This window comes from Comamonas sp. GW821-FHT11H03 (assembly GCF_058807955.1).
The window spans coordinates 357,484-372,997 of record NZ_JBXARF010000005.1; the positions used below are offsets into that span (position 1 = coordinate 357,484).

The 15,514-nt window shown below is 62.8% G+C and carries 14 protein-coding genes and 1 pseudogene; 5 read left to right on the forward strand and 10 right to left on the reverse strand.

The window, feature by feature from the left end; all coding sequences use genetic code 11:
* Nucleotides 1-96: 96 nt before the first annotated feature.
* Both AC1RTQ_RS14045 and AC1RTQ_RS14050 read left to right on the forward strand, forming a co-directional pair.
* Nucleotides 97-402, forward strand: a pseudogene (locus AC1RTQ_RS14045) (PepSY domain-containing protein); the annotation flags it as partial.
* Nucleotides 399-725 carry a DUF3325 domain-containing protein gene (locus AC1RTQ_RS14050; RefSeq protein ID WP_492876570.1) on the forward strand — a complete coding sequence of 109 codons (327 nt, stop codon included), beginning with the start codon at nucleotides 399-401 and terminating at the stop codon, nucleotides 723-725. The pseudogene AC1RTQ_RS14045 and the gene AC1RTQ_RS14050, both read left to right, overlap by 4 nt.
* Nucleotides 726-1,058: 333 nt before the next feature.
* Here the strand turns inward: AC1RTQ_RS14050 and AC1RTQ_RS14055 are convergent, their stop codons facing one another.
* The 6 genes from AC1RTQ_RS14055 to mfd all read right to left on the reverse strand — a co-directional run bounded on the left by AC1RTQ_RS14055 (nucleotide 1,059) and on the right by mfd (nucleotide 8,909).
* Nucleotides 1,059-1,580 (reverse strand): ABC transporter substrate-binding protein, encoded by a 522-nt coding sequence (locus AC1RTQ_RS14055; RefSeq protein ID WP_492876572.1) that lies wholly within the window; start codon nucleotides 1,578-1,580, stop codon nucleotides 1,059-1,061.
* A gap of 315 nt (nucleotides 1,581-1,895) precedes the next feature.
* On the reverse strand, nucleotides 1,896-2,453 hold the full coding sequence (locus AC1RTQ_RS14060) for an NADPH-dependent FMN reductase (protein WP_492876574.1): 558 nt from the start codon (nucleotides 2,451-2,453) through the stop codon (nucleotides 1,896-1,898).
* 142 nt (nucleotides 2,454-2,595) lie between these two features.
* On the reverse strand, nucleotides 2,596-3,309 hold the full coding sequence (serB, locus tag AC1RTQ_RS14065; RefSeq protein ID WP_492876576.1) for a phosphoserine phosphatase SerB: 714 nt from the start codon (nucleotides 3,307-3,309) through the stop codon (nucleotides 2,596-2,598).
* Between the two features lie 156 nt (nucleotides 3,310-3,465).
* Entirely contained in the window at nucleotides 3,466-4,488 is a 1,023-nt protein-coding gene (locus tag AC1RTQ_RS14070; protein ID WP_492876578.1) for a Bug family tripartite tricarboxylate transporter substrate binding protein, read from the reverse strand.
* A gap of 167 nt (nucleotides 4,489-4,655) precedes the next feature.
* A complete protein-coding gene (locus tag AC1RTQ_RS14075) occupies nucleotides 4,656-5,327 on the reverse strand; it encodes a hypothetical protein (RefSeq protein WP_492876580.1) in 672 nt (223 codons plus the stop codon).
* A 90-nt stretch (nucleotides 5,328-5,417) separates the two neighbouring features.
* Nucleotides 5,418-8,909: a transcription-repair coupling factor gene (gene mfd, locus AC1RTQ_RS14080; protein WP_492876582.1), complete on the reverse strand. Its 3,492-nt coding sequence runs from the start codon at nucleotides 8,907-8,909 to the stop codon at nucleotides 5,418-5,420.
* Between the two features lie 276 nt (nucleotides 8,910-9,185).
* Here mfd and ispD point away from each other — a divergent pair, with 276 nt between their 5' ends.
* The gene (gene ispD / locus AC1RTQ_RS14085; protein ID WP_492876675.1) at nucleotides 9,186-9,953 is read left to right on the forward strand and encodes a 2-C-methyl-D-erythritol 4-phosphate cytidylyltransferase; all 768 of its coding nucleotides are present in this window, start codon (nucleotides 9,186-9,188) and stop codon (nucleotides 9,951-9,953) included.
* Between the two features lie 152 nt (nucleotides 9,954-10,105).
* The gene (ispF, locus tag AC1RTQ_RS14090) at nucleotides 10,106-10,588 is read left to right on the forward strand and encodes a 2-C-methyl-D-erythritol 2,4-cyclodiphosphate synthase (RefSeq protein ID WP_003070287.1); all 483 of its coding nucleotides are present in this window, start codon (nucleotides 10,106-10,108) and stop codon (nucleotides 10,586-10,588) included.
* Nucleotides 10,589-10,622: 34 nt separating this feature from the next.
* Here the strand turns inward: ispF and AC1RTQ_RS14095 are convergent, their stop codons facing one another.
* From AC1RTQ_RS14095 to ompR, 3 genes are all read right to left on the reverse strand, one after another.
* Entirely contained in the window at nucleotides 10,623-11,018 is a 396-nt protein-coding gene (locus AC1RTQ_RS14095; protein WP_492876584.1) for a GFA family protein, read from the reverse strand.
* A 66-nt stretch (nucleotides 11,019-11,084) separates the two neighbouring features.
* Nucleotides 11,085-12,587, reverse strand: a complete 1,503-nt coding sequence (locus AC1RTQ_RS14100) for a sensor histidine kinase (protein WP_302091139.1) — start codon at nucleotides 12,585-12,587, stop codon at nucleotides 11,085-11,087.
* Nucleotides 12,588-12,775: 188 nt separating this feature from the next.
* The gene (gene ompR / locus AC1RTQ_RS14105; protein ID WP_492876586.1) at nucleotides 12,776-13,507 is read right to left on the reverse strand and encodes an osmolarity response regulator transcription factor OmpR; all 732 of its coding nucleotides are present in this window, start codon (nucleotides 13,505-13,507) and stop codon (nucleotides 12,776-12,778) included.
* 313 nt (nucleotides 13,508-13,820) lie between these two features.
* Between ompR and AC1RTQ_RS14110 the strand changes: the two genes are divergently transcribed.
* Nucleotides 13,821-14,570: an SIMPL domain-containing protein gene (locus AC1RTQ_RS14110; protein WP_304350352.1), complete on the forward strand. Its 750-nt coding sequence runs from the start codon at nucleotides 13,821-13,823 to the stop codon at nucleotides 14,568-14,570.
* Between the two features lie 144 nt (nucleotides 14,571-14,714).
* Here AC1RTQ_RS14110 and AC1RTQ_RS14115 read toward each other — a convergent pair whose 3' ends face one another.
* Nucleotides 14,715-15,497 (reverse strand): 3-hydroxybutyrate dehydrogenase, encoded by a 783-nt coding sequence (locus AC1RTQ_RS14115; protein WP_492876677.1) that lies wholly within the window; start codon nucleotides 15,495-15,497, stop codon nucleotides 14,715-14,717.
* Nucleotides 15,498-15,514 lie beyond the last annotated feature (17 nt).

Consider the following 15,514-nt stretch of genomic DNA (forward strand, 5'->3'; position numbering starts at 1 on the left):
GGCTATCTGCTGGCCAGCGCCCTGGCCGTATTCCTGGCGACGGTCCTGTCCGCGCCGCGTGCCGAGTCGGTGCTGGCGGGCATGCTGTGGAGTTTCGCCGTGTATGTGCTGGCGGTGTTCTTCGGGCTTTGGAGCCTGGCGCTGCTGCATGGCCTGGTGCGTGCGCCCGCCGTTGCATGGCAGGAGCAGCTGGGCCTGCTGGCCGTTCTGTGCCTGCTGCTGCCGCTGCTGAACTGGATCACGGTCGGTGACAGCCTGCCGGTCCAGATCGCTCGCGGCGACTGGGAGAGCGCGGGAGTGGCGCTGGGATTGCTTGCTGCCTGGGCCTGGCGCTACCTGAGGCGCCGCAGCTGCGATGCAACACGGCGTGTTCCTGCAGTCAAGATGGAGATGGGAGCATGAATGCCCTGCAAGCTTCAATGCTGGCTTTTGCGCTGGCCTTTGCCGGCATGGTGACACTGGCTTTTGCCATGGAGCGTCATCATGAACAGCTGACGGGGTCCATGGAGATTTCCCGGGCTCGATCGCGGCTGTTGCGCTGCGCGGGAGCATTGATGTTGGCGGTGGCCGTCATGCCCTGTCTGCGTGCCTGGGGCTTTTTCGTGGGAGTCGTGGCCTGGCTGGGCTGGCTGTCGATAGGAGCGCTACTCGCCGTCGCCCGTTGGGCCGCTGCCGCTTGCTGCATTCTTGCTGCGGCGGCTCTGGCCTGGGTCTGGAGCGTGTGACAAGGATCTGGCGGCGCATCATTGTCAGGTGCCAAGCGGTTGGCGCTTGATGCGTGCTTATCTTCGGTGTCTTGTTGTGCTTCGCGTAATTGGCAGGGGCCGCAGTTCCAGCCTCATTGGTTCACAGGCCTGGGCATGTCTCATATGGTCGGCGTTCGGACATTGTCTGTTGCCAGGAATGTGCCGGACCAGGCAACCGGAGGTGGCTGGAAACACCCGAAGGAATGCACAAATGGGTGAAAAAAGGGATGCGAATCGCATCCCTTTTTTGAAACAGCCGGAAGACCTTAATTCTTGCACAGCCTGTTTTGACGCCCGGTTACGGGCCGATGATTACTTGGCAGCTGCGCGTGCGGCTTCCGCCTTGGCCTTGGCTTCGTCCAGCTTCTTTTGCAGAGCGGCGGCTTCCGCTTCAGCCTTCTTGGCCTCTTCTTCCTTGGCCTTCTTGGCTTCTGCTTCCTTGTCGCCGCCACCCATGGCGCCGGCAATGGCGTTGCCAGCCATGGAGCCGGCCACGGCGCCGACAGCTGCGCCGGCCATGGTGCCCATCATGCCGGAGCCACGAGCGGCAGGAGCCGCTGCAGCTGCGGGAGCGGCCGCAGGAGCTGCCGCAGCGGCGGGGGCTGCGGGTGTGGCAGGTGCAGCAGCCTTGGGCGCGGCGGCGGCAGGAGCCACGGGTGCGGGCTGAGCGGGCGCCTTGCTGCCGATGCTGGCAGGGCGAACGGACTTGCTGCTGCCCATGCGCTTGGCCTGAGCCAGGGAAGGCACAGTCAGCGATGCGATGGCGATAGCGATCACGGAGGCAGCAGCACGGTACGAAGTCTTCACGAAATGGTTTCCAGTCATGGTTGTCATAGATGGTCGCCTGCTTTTCAAGGGTGCAGACAACCAGCATGCCTTGTGACGCTTGTCGCATCAGGCTTGCTTGCTATGGTATTTAAAGTCAATGGGTGGATTTTCAAGGTGCTGAACTGAAACTGTCCGTAAAAGGACAGGGCTCAGACCCTGAGCGGCCGGATGTTGTGTGATGTATGAGGCCGCACGCTATTGTAGGAACAGTCTGCATGCGCAAAAGTTCCACTAGTCTTCAATGCAGGGAAATAGCCTTGAAGTGCCCTGCAGCGCCTGGAGCGTGAGCGGGGCATGCTATCGAGCCAGAGGAAGATTGGTTTAGCGCTTCTGGTGCAGTTGCACCCAGTCGAGAAAGCGTGTCATGTACTTGACGAGGAAGTCATGGCTGCCCTGGCCGATCTTGCCGTCGGCGTCCAGCAGCGTGTCGGACCAGCGCACAAAGCCTTCGGGCTGGGGCAGGGTGGGCATGTCCAGCGACACCAGCACATTGCGCAGGTGCTGCTGGGCCATGGCCGTGGCGGCCGCGCCAGGCGAGCTGCCGATCACGGCGGCCGGCAGTCCTGCCCAGACGGATTGGCCATAGGGACGGCTCAGGCCATCGAGCACGTTCTTGAGCGATGCGGGGATGGAGCGGTTGTATTCGGGCGTCACGAACAGAACGCCGTCGCAGCCGCGAATCAGGGGCTTGAGGTCGTCGAAGGGCTTGAAATCGGGGGTGTTGTCGAAGTCGCGGTTGTAGACCGGCAGGCGGCTGATATCGATGAATTCGAAATCGGCCTTGTCCAGCATGAGTGCGGCCAGGCCCTGGCCGAGCTGGCGGTTGATGGACTGCTTGCTGAGGCTGCCCACGATGACGGCGATTCTGAGTTGGCTCATGCTCTGACCTTTCGACTGGGTTGAGGGAGATGCATGGCACTGTAGCAAAGCTGCCGGGATTTGCCGCGCCGCAACGGGCACAAAAAAGCCGCTGACCCTGGATGACAGGGCCGCGGCTGATGGGGCGGGTGCTTGTCGCCGCCTATTTGAGCACTTCCAGCAGGCGATCCAGGCCGCCTTCGTTGATGGCGACCTTGGCCTCGTTGCGCACGCGCGGCTTGGCGTGGAAGGCCACAGACAGACCGGCCGCCTGCATCATGGGAATGTCGTTGCTGCCATCGCCCACGGCAATGCACTGGCTGGCATCGATGCCGATCAGCGAAGCCACTTCCAGCAAGGTGCGGCGCTTTTCCGCGCCGTCGCAGATATCGCCCCAGGCCTGCTCGACCAGACCGCCGGTTAGTGCACCGTCCTTGATCTCCAGCACATTGGCACGCACAAAGTCGATATTCAACAGGCCGCGCACATGCTCGGCAAAGTAGGTAAAGCCGCCGGAGACCAGCAGCACCTTCAGGCCGGCGGTCTTGGCGGCCTTGACCAGGGTTTCAGCGCCCGGCGAGAGTTTCAGGCGTTCGGCCAGAACGCGGGCCATGTCAGCCTCGGTCACTCCGACCAGCTTGCCTACGCGCTGGCGCAGGCTGTCTTTGAAGTCGGTGATTTCGCCGCGCATGGTGGCTTCGGTGATCGCCGCCACTTCGGCTTTCTTACCCGTGGCGTCGGCGATCTCGTCGATGCACTCGATGGTGATCAGCGTCGAGTCCATATCAAAGGCGATGAGCTTGTAGTCCGCCAGCTTCTGGGGGGCGGTAAAGCCGCGGATCATCAGGCCGGGAGCAAATTCGGTGGCGTCGGTCATTGCGAGTCGTGCGAATGAGGGGGTAGCAGAAAGGGGAGTGGCGGAGATCGGGCCCGCGCCATTCCTCAAGGTGGCCGCCATTATCCGCTGTTGTGGCTGGCTTCGGCTGGCCATTCACCCGGGAGTCTGCATCCCTGGTGCTGCACGAGGCGGCACCTACTGCGGCTGAATGCCTGCTGCCTTGACCAGTTCTGCATGCAGCCTGATGTCCTGGGCCACTGTCTGCCTGAGCTGCTCTGGCGTCGATGGCGCGACTTCCATGCCGTTTTCACCCAGTTTGGTCTTGATCTCGCTGTCCAGTGCAACGCGCACGGCGCGGTTGAGCTTGTCGATCACGGGCTGCGGCGTCTTGGCAGGGGCGAACAGGCCGACCCAGGCCGAGAGGTTGAGGTCGGCAAAACCGCCTTCGGCCATGGTCGGGGTGTTGGGCAGCATGGCTGCGCGCCTGGGCGCCATCAGAGCCAGGGCATGCAGCTTGCCGGCCTGGATATGGGGCAGGGCTTCGGGCAGCACGGCAAACAACATGTCCACATTGCCAGCCAGCGTATCGTTGACGGCTGGCGCGCCGCCTTTGTAGGGCACGTGCAGCATCTTGGCCTGGGTGCGCGTCTCGAACATCAGCGCTGCCAGATGCTGTGGGCTGCCGTCGCCGGATGAGGCAAAGGTCAGCTTGCCTGGGGTGGCTTTGGCTGCCGCCACCACGGCAGCCACGCTGGGGAATTTCTGTCTGTCCTTGACCACCAGCACCATGGGCTGGTTCACCAGCTTGCTGATGGGCGCGAAGTCGGCCTCGGGGTCATAGGGCAGGGATTTGAAGATGCTCTTGTTGGTGGTCAGGAATGAGGCCGGCGAGACCATCAGCGTATAGCCGTCCGGGGCGGAACGTGCCACGGCCGGTGTGCCGATCTGGCCCGAGGCACCGGCGCGGTTGTCCACCACAAAAGGCTGCTTGAGTTCACTGGCCAGCTTTTGACCCACGACTCGGGCAATCATGTCGGCGCTGCCCCCTGCGGGCAGTGCGACTATGACCTTGACCGCGCGTTCGGGATAGACGTCCTGTGCCTGGGCCGTGACGGCAAAGCCAGCTGCCAGCGCGCAGGCCAGGCCTGTGCGGGCGGTGGTATGTACGGCTTGGCGAATATTGAAGCCAATGCTGGCGCGAACGGGGTGGAACAGCATGCGATCCCTCTCTTTCTCAAGATATGCACCAGCTTGGTGATTGCCCCGGTGCGATAGTCCGATGATGAGCAAGCCTTGTGCCAAATGCCTTGGCGTTTTGCCGGATGGGAAAGATGCGGTTTGCGCAGTGGCCGGGAAAGTGGCAGAGCTGATGCGCCACGACGGCATCAGCTTTCAGGATTGCCAGGCGGCTGCAGGTATAGGGCATCGGACCAGGTGGCCACCCAGTGCGGGCGAAACACCACGAATACCGCAGTCAGCATGCCGGTGGTCACGCCATCGCTCCAGGCCATGAGCCAGCGCGCCATGTGCGAGAGCTCGTCGTTGACATTGGGCAGCACATGCCCGGCCCATTGGCCGAGCAGGGACGCGATGAACACGCACACAACCGTGCCCAGGAAGCCGCGCAAGAAAATAAAGATAAAGATGTTGTGCCAGCACCAGCGGCGCACCGCTGTCCCCCAGAGCATGGCCAGCGTGGCCGGCACCAGCCCCTGCCAGACCGCCAGGCCTAGAGCGTCCTGCAGTCCGAGTGCGGGAGCCAGTGCAAAGGCAATCGCGCTTGTCGCAATCAGTACCGGCACTGCAAGCGGCCAGCCGATCAGAAGCAGCACCAGCGGTGCACCAGACCAGTGCAGTTGCAAAGGCATTTTGTGCAGCTCGGGCAGCGCCCAGACCCAGGGCAGCAGCACCAGAATGGCCAGCAGCGGTGTGATCAACGGTGACGGTACCGGGTCAAGCATGCCGCCGGGGCCGGCCCGGCTGCCCAGCATGCGCCAGGGGCGGCAGAGCAGGGCTAGCAACAAGGCCAGAAGGGCAATGGCAGCTTCAAGAAACATGGCGGCTCGGAAAATCAGGGTCCGCCGCCATCTTGCACCGTCTGCATCGGGCTGGGCTCAATAGCCCTGCTGGCTTTGTCAGCAGTCTTTTCAGGCACGAACAGCTGTTTCGCTCTTGAGCGGCTGGCCCAGGCTGCGCAGCACGTCGCGCACCATCTGGGCACGGTCCTTGGGGTTCTCCAGCTCTTTTTCGATGCGCAGCTTCTCGTTGCCCGCCAGCTTGATGTGCTTGTTCTTCTGGATCAGGTGAATGATGTTCATGGGATCGATTGGCGGCTGAGGCTTGAAGCTGATGTTGATCACGCCGGGGGCGGCATCCACCTTCACAACGCCGTAGGGCTGGCTCAGCACGCGCAGACGGTGCACGTCGATCAGGGTCTGCGCCTGGGGCGGCAGCTTGCCGAAGCGGTCCACGATTTCCTCGAGCAGGGTATCGATCTGATCGGCGGTCTTGGCTGTGGCCAGCTTTTTGTAGAACGACAGGCGCAGATGCACATCGCCGCAGTAGTCATTGGGCAACAGGGCCGGGGCGTGCAGATTGATATCGGTGGAGGCTGACAGCGGCGAGAGCAGATCGGGTTCCTTGCCGGCCTTGAGGCTGCGCACGGCTTCGGACAGCATCTCGTTATAGAGCTGAAAGCCCACTTCCATCATATTGCCGCTCTGGTTTTCGCCCAGCACCTCGCCGGCGCCACGGATTTCCAGGTCATGCATGGCCAGATAGAAGCCCGAGCCCAGCTCCTCCATCTGCTGGATGGCCTCCAGCCGCTGCTGGGCCTGCTTGGTCAGGCCGTCCAGGTCCGGCACCATCAGATAGGCATAGGCCTGGTGGTGGCTGCGTCCCACGCGGCCGCGCAGCTGGTGCAGCTGCGCCAGACCGAACTTGTCGGCGCGGCTGATGAGAATGGTGTTGGCTGATGGCACGTCGATACCGGTCTCGATGATGGTCGAGCACAGCAATATGTTGTAGCGCTGGGCCACGAAATCGCGCATCACACGTTCGAGCTCGCGCTCGGGCATCTGGCCGTGGGCCACGGCGATGCGTGCCTCGGGCAGGATTTCCTCCAGCTTTTGCTTGCGGTTCTCTATGGTCTCGACCTCGTTGTGCAGGAAGTAGATCTGCCCGCCGCGCTTGAGCTCGCGCAGCACAGCTTCGCGAATCACGCCCGTGCCCTCGTTGCGCACAAAGGTCTTGATGGCCAGGCGCCGCTGCGGCGCCGTGGCAATCACCGACAGATCGCGCAGCCCCTCCAGCGCCATGCCCATGGTGCGCGGAATCGGGGTGGCCGTCAGCGTCAACACATCGACCTCGGCACGCATGGCCTTCATGGCCTCCTTGTGGCGCACGCCAAAGCGGTGTTCCTCGTCGATGATGAGCAGGCCCAGGTTCTTGAACTGCGTGGACTCGGACAGCAGCTTGTGCGTGCCGACCACGATATCCACCGTACCGTCCGAGATGCCTTTGATGGCGGCCGAGATCTCCTTGCCTGAGCGGAAACGTGACACCTCGGCCACCTTGATCGGCCATTTGGAGAAGCGGTCCACCAGGGTCTGGTAATGCTGCTCGGCCAGCAGCGTGGTGGGGGCCAGAAAGGCGACCTGCTTGCCGCCCATGGCCGCCACAAAGGCCGCGCGCAGCGCGACCTCGGTCTTGCCGAAGCCGACATCGCCACAGACCAGGCGGTCCATGGGCTGGGGGCTGATCATGTCCTGCACCACCGCGTGGATGGCCGCGCGCTGGTCGGCCGTTTCCTCGAAGCCGAAGTCGGCCACAAACTGTTCGTAGTCGGCTGCTGGGAAGCGGAAGGCATGGCCCTGGCGCGCGGCGCGGCGGGCATAGATATTGAGCAGCTCGGCGGCCGAGTCGCGCACCTGTTCGGCTGCCTTGCGCTTGGCTTTTTCCCATTGCGTGCCGCCCAGCTTGTGCAGCGGCGCATCGTCGGGCGAGACGCCGGTGTAGCGGCTGATCAGGTGCAACTGGCTGACAGGCACATAGAGCACGGCGTCGGCCGCATATTCCAGGTGCAAAAATTCCTGCAGTGCGGGCGTGCCGTCCGGGTTCTTCTGGCCCATGTCCATGTTGATGAGCCCGCGATAGCGGCCGATGCCGTGGTCGGAATGGACGATGGGGTCCCCCACCTTGAGCTCGGACAGGTCCTTGATCAGGGCCTCCACATCGCTGACCTGCTCCTGGCGGCGGCGACGGCGGCCCGTGGGGCTGCTGGCAAACAGCTCGGTTTCGGTGACGAAGTCCAGGCCTTCCTCGACCCAGGCAAAGCCCGTCATCAGGCTGGAGGTGGCGATGCCGACCTTTTCCGTGGCATCGGCCTGGAACTCGGCCAGAGAATCGAACACGGGCGGGTTGACGCCCGAGGCGCGGAAAAAGTCGAGCAGACTCTCGCGCCTGCCATCGGATTCGGCCAGAAGCAAGACCCGGCTTGCTCCAGCTGCTATATGTTTTTGCAGCTTGGCCAGCGGGTCATCGGCCCCGCGCAGCACGGAAAGGTCTTCGAGCTTCTGGAAGATGGCGCTGTCGGCCACATCTTCGGTGCCCGGGCGCAAGGCCAGCTGGGCGTGTTCCTTGCTGCGGGCATAGAACTGGTCGGCGCTGAGAAACAGCGTCTCGGGCGGCAGCGCCGGGTGGTCGGGGTCGCCCTGCACCAGGCGGTAGCGGTCCTTGGTGTCCTGCCAGAAGCGCTGGAAGGCCGGCTCCAGATCGCCGTGCAACACCACGGTGGCCTCATCGCCCAGATAGTCAAAGACCGTGGCAGTCTCGTCGAAGAACAGCGGCAGGTAGTACTCGATGCCGGCCGTGGCAATACCCAGACCCATGTCCTTGTAGATGCGGCTGCGCGTGGGGTCGCCCTCGAGCAGCTCGCGCCAGCGGCTACGGAACTTGGCGCGCGCCTCCTCATCCATCGGGAATTCGCGGCCTGGCAGCAGGCGCACCTCGGGTACGGGGTAGAGACTGCGTTGCGTGTCGGGGTCGAAGGTGCGGATGGAGTCGATCTCGTCGTCGAACAGGTCCACACGGTAGGGCTGGAGCGAGCCCATGGGGAACAGATCGATCAGGCCGCCGCGCACCGCATATTCGCCATGGCTCACCACCTGGGACACGTGCTGGTAGCCCGCCAGCGTGAGCTGGGCCTTGAGCTTGGCCTCGTCCAGCTTCTGGCCCTGCTTGAATTCAAAGGTATAGCCGGCCAGAAACGAGGGCGGGGCCAGGCGATAAAGGGCCGTGGTGGCGGGCACGATGACCACATCGGCGCCATGCTGCTTGTCGCGCTGGTTGATGCGCCACAGCGTGGCCAGGCGCTCGCTGATCAGATCCTGGTGCGGCGAGAAGCTGTCGTAGGGCAGGGTTTCCCAGTCGGGGAACAATGCGCAGCGCAGCTCGGGGGCGAAGAAGGCCATCTCCTCAATGAGGCGGTGGGCATCGGCGGCATCGGCCGTGACGATGGCCGTGACCCGGCCGTCGTGCTTTTCACGCTCGCCCAGCCTGGCCAGCAGCAGCGCGTCGGCGCTGCCGACAGGGCGGGGCAGGTGAAAGCGTTTACCAGGGGTGAGCTTGGGCAGTTGCATGGTTTTTCACAGACAAGCGCAGGCAGCGGCGCACAGGTGCGGGCTGGATGCAAAAAAACGGGGACAGATTGAATGCGGGCAAGCCCCGCCATCAAAGGCAGGGCTCACAGCCCAATCAGCGCGGAGCTGACGGTTGGCGGCGCATTCACTCAAAATGGGGACACCTCAAGGCGATGCAAGTCGAAAGCAGGTCTTCGATGGATCTCATGGGCTTTCGGACGAAATGGTGATTTTAAAATACTGTGCATGACAGATCGGTTTTTCTCGCCTGAGTCCATGACGGACGACAAGGCAAACGCTGCGGAGTCGTCGTCGCCGGCATCTGCGCCCCGCTGCTGGGGGCTGATTCCCTGTGCGGGTGTCGGCCTGCGCGCCATTGCCGCAGATTCCCCGGCCCCCGAGCTACCCAAGCAGTACCAGAGCGTTGCGGGCCAGCCCATGGTCATGCACACGCTGGCCGCCATGTTGGCGGTGCAGCGCATGCACCGGGTGCTGCTGGTGGTCTCTGCTTCCGATGGCTTCTGGCAGGGGCGCGCCACGGACGCCCGGCTCAGCATTGCTGCCTGTGGCGGAGCCACCCGTGCCGAGACCGTGAGCAACGGCCTGCAGGAGTTGCTGCGCATGGGGGCCAGCGGCGAGGACTGGGTGCTGGTGCATGACGCGGCGCGCTGTCTGGTCACGTCGACGCAGGTCAATGCCTTGATCGATGCCTGCCTGCCGGATGCGGTGGGGGGGCTGCTGGCGCTGAAACTGCCCGACACTCTCAAGCAGCAGGCCACCGGCGCGGGCCCGGCACGTGTGGCGCAGACGGTCGAGCGCGGCGACAAATGGCTGGCTCAGACCCCGCAGATGTTCCGTATCGCAGCCTTGCTGTCTGCGCTGCAGGCGGCTGGCGCTGCCGTGACCGACGAAGCAAGCGCCATGGAGCTTGCCGGTCACTCACCCAGACTGGTGCCGGGCGGTGCGCAGAACTTCAAGGTGACCTACCCCGACGACTTCGCGCTGGCCGAGGCCGTGCTGCTGCAGCGAAAGGCGCGTGGCTAGAGGGATTTGGCATCGACAGGGCTTGACGCACGCAAGAGTGCACAGTGGGCATTGCCATCGGCAGAATGCCGTGCCCGGCCCGGGTCGGCGCAGATGGTATTTAATTTGATAGCTGCTTGCGCCTTATGGAAAACGGTTTGACAAGGATTTTTATGAATTTTCGTATTGGTGAAGGCTGGGATGTACATGCCCTGGTTCCTGGGCGCAAGCTGATTCTCGGCGGTGTCGAAGTGCCTCACAGCCTGGGCTTGCTCGGGCATTCGGATGCCGACGTGCTGCTGCATGCAATCACCGATGCCTTGTTCGGTGCTGCGGCCCTGGGCGATATCGGCCGCCATTTCTCGGATACCGACGCGCAGTTCAAGGGGGCGGACTCCGCCGTGCTGTTGGCCGAGGCTGCCAGGCGCGTGCGCGCCAAGGGCTTCGAGATCGGCAATATCGACAGCACCATCGTGGCCCAGGCGCCCAAGCTGGCACCCCATATCGAGAAGATGCGCGAGCGCATTGCCCAGGTGCTGGAGCTGGATGTGGAGCAGGTCAACGTCAAGGCCAAGACGGCCGAGAAGCTGGGGCCTGTGGGTCAGCAGCAGGCCATGGAGGCCCGTGCCGTGGCCTTGCTGGTGCGGACTGCTTAGCTTCGTTCGGCGCAATGGCTGCGGCGAAAGCTGCTCACGAATCGCCGTAGAGGGCTTGCACTTCGGCCCCGGTCAGGGTCGGGGTGTCATTGGCCAGCGCGTAATAGTCGGGCTTCTCGTCGATATAGATCTGCTGGGCCAGTGTCAGCCCCCGTGCATCCTGGAACAGCCCGGCAGACAGAAAATGCTCGTTGTTTGCCAGCAGACGGTAGAAGAGGTGGGTGCCGCAGCTGCTGCAGAAGGCGCGCTCCGCCCATGGCGAGGAGGCAAAGCGCGTAACGGGGCCGCTGGTTTGCACCGCTGTGCCGCCATGCAGCGTGAAGGCGGGCCCCTCTCCCCAGCGCCGGCACATGCTGCAGTGGCAGACATGAACTTCTTGGGTATCGGGTGCGGTGACGAGAACGGCTTTGCACAGGCATCGGGCTTGCATGGTGAACTCTCCGGCAGATGGTTGAAAGGCGATGCCGATTGTGCAATGAGGTTGAGGTGGGCAGATTCAGTCTTGCCCGACCTCATCGTCTTTCCTGTCGCGCGGCAGATTGCGCTTGACCTGGGGGCGCTGCAGGCGCTGTTCGGGCGCTGCACCGGCTGTCACACCCATGGCGCGCTGCAGCTGCAGATGGGCGACCAGGCCGCCCGTCGATGAATTGGACAGGGCAAACATGCCGCCCATGCGCTGAACCGTCTTGTCCACGATGGACAGACCCAGGCCTGCGCCAGCAGCTGCCGTGCGTGCAGTGTCGCCGCGGAAGAAGGGCTGGGTCAGATTGGCCAGCTGCTCGGCCGGCACGCCCTTGCCATGGTCGCGGATGCGGATGACCACCCATTTCTCGCTCTCCTTGGCAACCACATCCACCTCGGTCGTGTCGGTCGATGGGGTCTTGCCATAGCGGCGTGCATTCTCGAAGAGGTTGGAGATCACGCGCGCCAGCTCCACCTCATCGGCCATGACGTAGAGGTCTTCGGGCACGTTCATGGTGATTTGCAGCTCACGGTGGTCCTGCACGGCATAGACGCAGGAGGCAACCACGGCGTGCAGATCCACGGGGCTGAGCATGACGCGATGATCGGGGCGGGCGTAATCCAGGAATTTGTCGATGGTGGCGTCCAGTTGAACGATGTCGGCCACCATATGCTCGCGCGCCACATCGTCATAGACGCTCATCTCGGTCTCCAGGCGCAGCCGCGCCAGCGGCGTACGCAGGTCGTGGGAAATGCCGGCCAGCATCACGGCGCGGTCCTGCTCCAGTTTGGCCAGCTTCTGCGCCATGCGGTTGAAGCCGATATTGACTTCGCGGATTTCGCTGGTCACGGCCTCCTCGTCAAGCTGGCTGGCGTCGAAGTCGCCCTCCCGCACTCGATTGGCCGCGTAAGACAGCTGTTTGAGCGGCCGGTTGATCAGGCGGGCGATGGCGGCCGCGCCGATGAGCGACAGCAGGGCTGCCGTGATCAGCCAGATCAGCCAGGTCTGGCCGCTGGCAGGAGTGAAGCGCGACTGATCCATCAACATCCAGTTGCGGTCGCCGTTGATGGTGAAGCCCACCCACAGGCCGGGCTCTCCGTTGACGCTGCGCGCCACCACGGTACCGTAGCCCAGGCGAGTGGTCAGCTCCTCGGTCAGCTTCTGACCAAGTGCGTTTTGCTCCAGAAGCTCGAAGGAGTCGCCGGGCTCGCGGGGCAGAATGCGCACGCCTTCCTGGTCGGCCATGGTCTTGATCAGGGAGACGCGGTTGATCGCGTCCGAATGCTCGAGGGCCGCGCGGCTCAGGTTGACCAAAGAGGCCACTTGCTTGGCTGTTTGCAGCGTGCGCGGCTCGAAATCCAGTGCCCGCAGTGTCTGCAGCCAGGCCAGAATGCTGCCCACCAGCAGCAGGGCCAGCAGACAGAAGGTACGCCAGAACAGGTTCAGCCCCACAGGGGAGCGAGCTGTGCTGCGCCGCTCGTACTCCAGAGGTACGGGGCTGGTGGCGTCGGGCGGCGGATGGTGAAAAGCGCTCATGAACAGCAATGCGGAAATAACTGGACCCGAGGGTACGCCCAATATCGGCGACACGGGTTACGGTTTGTCCAAAAAGTGTCTATCTACTGGTGGTTGTTGAAAGAGCTTGACTTATGGGTCCTATGGGCCCGCACCCAAGCGCAACAAGCCGCGCAGCGGGCGGCTTGTTGCAATAGAGGCGGGCAGAATCAGTTCATGCCATCGGGCACGAACACATAGCCTATGCCCCAGACAGTCTGGATATAGCGTGGTGCGGCAGCGTCTTCCTCGATCAGCTTGCGCAGGCGGGAAACCTGCACGTCCAGGCTGCGGTCGAACGGCTCGAATTCGCGGCCACGGGCCAGCAGGGCCAGCTTTTCACGCGACAGAGGCTGGCGAGGGTGGCGCACCAAGGCCTTGAGCATGGCAAATTCGCCGGTGGTGAGTGGCAACTCCTCGCCATTCTTTTGCAGCACACGGGTGCCCAGGTCGAAGGTGAAGGGGCCAAAGGTCACCACCTCGTTGTCGCCCGAAGGAGCGCCCGGTGCCTCCTGAGGAGGGCGGCGGCGCAGCACGGCATGAATGCGTGCCAGCAGCTCGCGGGGGTTGAAGGGCTTGCCCAGATAGTCGTCGGCACCCACTTCCAGGCCCACGATGCGGTCCACATCCTCGCCCTTGGCGGTCAGCATGATGATGGGGGTGCGGTCGTTGGCAGAGCGCAGGCGGCGGCAGATGGACAGACCATCCTCGCCGGGCATCATCAGATCCAGCACGATCAAGTCGACAGTCTCGCGAAGCAGAATGCGGTTGAGCGCCTTGCCGTCCTCGGCAATCATGATCTCGAAGCCTTCCTGCGTCAGATAGCGGCGCAGCAGGTCGCGGATGCGTGCATCGTCATCCACCACGAGGATCTTGTCAGTACGGTTGTTCGTCGTTGCCATGATCGTCCTTATCGATTTATTTGTAACTGGCCCATTGTTATCGCTTGATCAAAAAAATCCAGCAAAACAAGGTCAAGTCTTGCCACTTGTTACGATTGTTGCGTTTATTAATGGAACAATAAATGTTTCATGAGGAACTTTTCAGCGGTATTTTGCACTATTGTTTCAGTGTTTGTTCTGTTGGTGTGTCGAATGTGGAGTATTCGTACATAAAGTCACACTCTGGGCTGACATGCTGCGCTGCAGCGACTTTGCGCAATGGTGAAATGCATGTGTATCTGCATGGCCTGATTTACTTACAAGGGTGAACCGCATGAATCAATTTTCCAAGTCTTCCTCTTCCTCTCGCACCGCGGCTGCCGCACTTGCGCTGGCTGCGGCCTGCGCTGGCGGCAATGTATGGGCCCAGGGCGCCGCGCGTGACATGCAAAGACCTGCCAATGTGGTGCAGCTGTCGGCTCAGGGAACCGTGGAGGTCAAGCAGGACTGGATGACGGCAACCCTGTCTGCCAGCAAGGATGGTCGCGATGCTGCGTCCGTTCAGTCCCAGTTGCAAAAGATCGTGGAGTCCGCCATGACCACGCTGCGTAACGATGCACAAGGTCGGCAGATGGAGTTGAGCACAGGTAATTTCTCCATCTCGCCGCGTTATGGCAACAACGGCAAGATCGAAGGCTGGCAGGGCCAGGCCGAGATCGTGCTGCAGGGGCGCGACTTTGTGCGCATCACCCAGGCAGCGGCCAAGGTGCAGGAGATGACGCTGGCCGGCATGAGCTTTGGCCTCTCGCGTGAAGCACGGGAAAAGGTGGAGGGCGAAGCCCAGGCCAAGGCCATCGAGAACTTCCGTCAGCGTGCTGCGGCCATCTCCAAGAGCTTCGGTTTTGCGGGCTACAGCCTGCGTGAGGTCAATGTGAGCAGCAGCGGCGGTGGCGGGTATCCCATGCCGCGCCCGCGCATGATGAGCATGGCCAAGGCCAGCTATGCCGATGCCGCGCCTGTGCCGGTGGAGGCGGATCGAGCCGAGGTGACGGTCAGCGTCGCTGGCTCGATTCAGATGCAGTGATAGGAACAGCGCTGCGTATATAAAAAAGGAGCAGCTTGCGCTGCTCCTTGTTGATTTCCATCATGATTTGATGCTGAATATGGCTACTGGCAAGCGCTAGATGCTATCTAATTGATAGATGTATTTGCGCAAGCCCTGCGGCGTCTACTGTGCCGCCCAGCCACCGTCCATATTCCATGCCACGCCGCGCACATTATTGGCCGCGGCCGAGCAGAAGAAGACGGCCAGCTCTCCGAGCTCTTCGGGCGTGGTGAACTGCATCGAAGGCTCTTTTTCTCCCAGCAACTGTCTGGTGGCGTCTTCATTGCTGATGCCTTGGGCAGCAGCCTTCGCATCCACCTGCTTTTGTACCAGCGGCGTCAGCACCCAGCCGGGGCAGATGGCGTTGCAGGTCACGCCGGTGGTGGCGTTTTCCAGTGCCGTCACCTTGGTCAGGCCGACGATGCCGTGCTTGGCGGCGACATAGGCCGATTTTTCGGCCGAGCCGACCAGCCCGTGTACCGAAGCCACATTGATGATGCGGCCCCAGTTGGCCTGCTGCATGGCGGGCAGGGCCAGGCGCGTGGTGTGGAAGGCGCTGCTCAGGTTGATGGCGAGGATGGCATCCCATTTCTCCACGGGGAAGTCCTGCACCTTGGCCACATGCTGAATGCCGGCGTTGTTGACCAGGATGTCGACGGGGCCGAACTCGGCAGCGGCGTATTTCATCATGGCCTCGATGTCGGCGGTCTTGCTCATATCCGCACCGTGGTAGCCGACCTGGATGCCGGCTGCCTTGCCGGCATCCAGTACCTGGGCGCGTGGTGCTTCGACATCGCCAAAGCCGTTGAGCACGATATTGGCACCCTGGCGTGCCAGAGCGATTGCGATACCTAGGCCGATTCCGCTGGTCGATCCCGTCACGAGAGCGGTTTTGCCTTTCAACATGGACATACAAGGTCTCC

Bases quoted from the DNA above. Each gene is read 5' to 3' on its own strand.
- AC1RTQ_RS14050 (WP_492876570.1), top strand. From the start codon at position 399: ATGAATGCCCTGCAAGCTTCAATGCTGGCTTTTGCGCTGGCCTTTGCC.
- AC1RTQ_RS14055 (WP_492876572.1), bottom strand. From the start codon at position 1,580: ATGACAACCATGACTGGAAACCATTTCGTGAAGACTTCGTACCGTGCT.
- AC1RTQ_RS14060 (WP_492876574.1), bottom strand. From the start codon at position 2,453: ATGAGCCAACTCAGAATCGCCGTCATCGTGGGCAGCCTCAGCAAGCAG.
- serB (WP_492876576.1), bottom strand. From the start codon at position 3,309: ATGACCGACGCCACCGAATTTGCTCCCGGCCTGATGATCCGCGGCTTT.
- AC1RTQ_RS14070 (WP_492876578.1), bottom strand. From the start codon at position 4,488: ATGCTGTTCCACCCCGTTCGCGCCAGCATTGGCTTCAATATTCGCCAA.
- AC1RTQ_RS14075 (WP_492876580.1), bottom strand. From the start codon at position 5,327: ATGTTTCTTGAAGCTGCCATTGCCCTTCTGGCCTTGTTGCTAGCCCTG.
- mfd (WP_492876582.1), bottom strand. From the start codon at position 8,909: ATGCAACTGCCCAAGCTCACCCCTGGTAAACGCTTTCACCTGCCCCGC.
- ispD (WP_492876675.1), top strand. From the start codon at position 9,186: ATGACGGACGACAAGGCAAACGCTGCGGAGTCGTCGTCGCCGGCATCT.
- ispF (WP_003070287.1), top strand. From the start codon at position 10,106: ATGAATTTTCGTATTGGTGAAGGCTGGGATGTACATGCCCTGGTTCCT.
- AC1RTQ_RS14095 (WP_492876584.1), bottom strand. From the start codon at position 11,018: ATGCAAGCCCGATGCCTGTGCAAAGCCGTTCTCGTCACCGCACCCGAT.
- AC1RTQ_RS14100 (WP_302091139.1), bottom strand. From the start codon at position 12,587: ATGAGCGCTTTTCACCATCCGCCGCCCGACGCCACCAGCCCCGTACCT.
- ompR (WP_492876586.1), bottom strand. From the start codon at position 13,507: ATGGCAACGACGAACAACCGTACTGACAAGATCCTCGTGGTGGATGAC.
- AC1RTQ_RS14110 (WP_304350352.1), top strand. From the start codon at position 13,821: ATGAATCAATTTTCCAAGTCTTCCTCTTCCTCTCGCACCGCGGCTGCC.
- AC1RTQ_RS14115 (WP_492876677.1), bottom strand. From the start codon at position 15,497: ATGTTGAAAGGCAAAACCGCTCTCGTGACGGGATCGACCAGCGGAATC.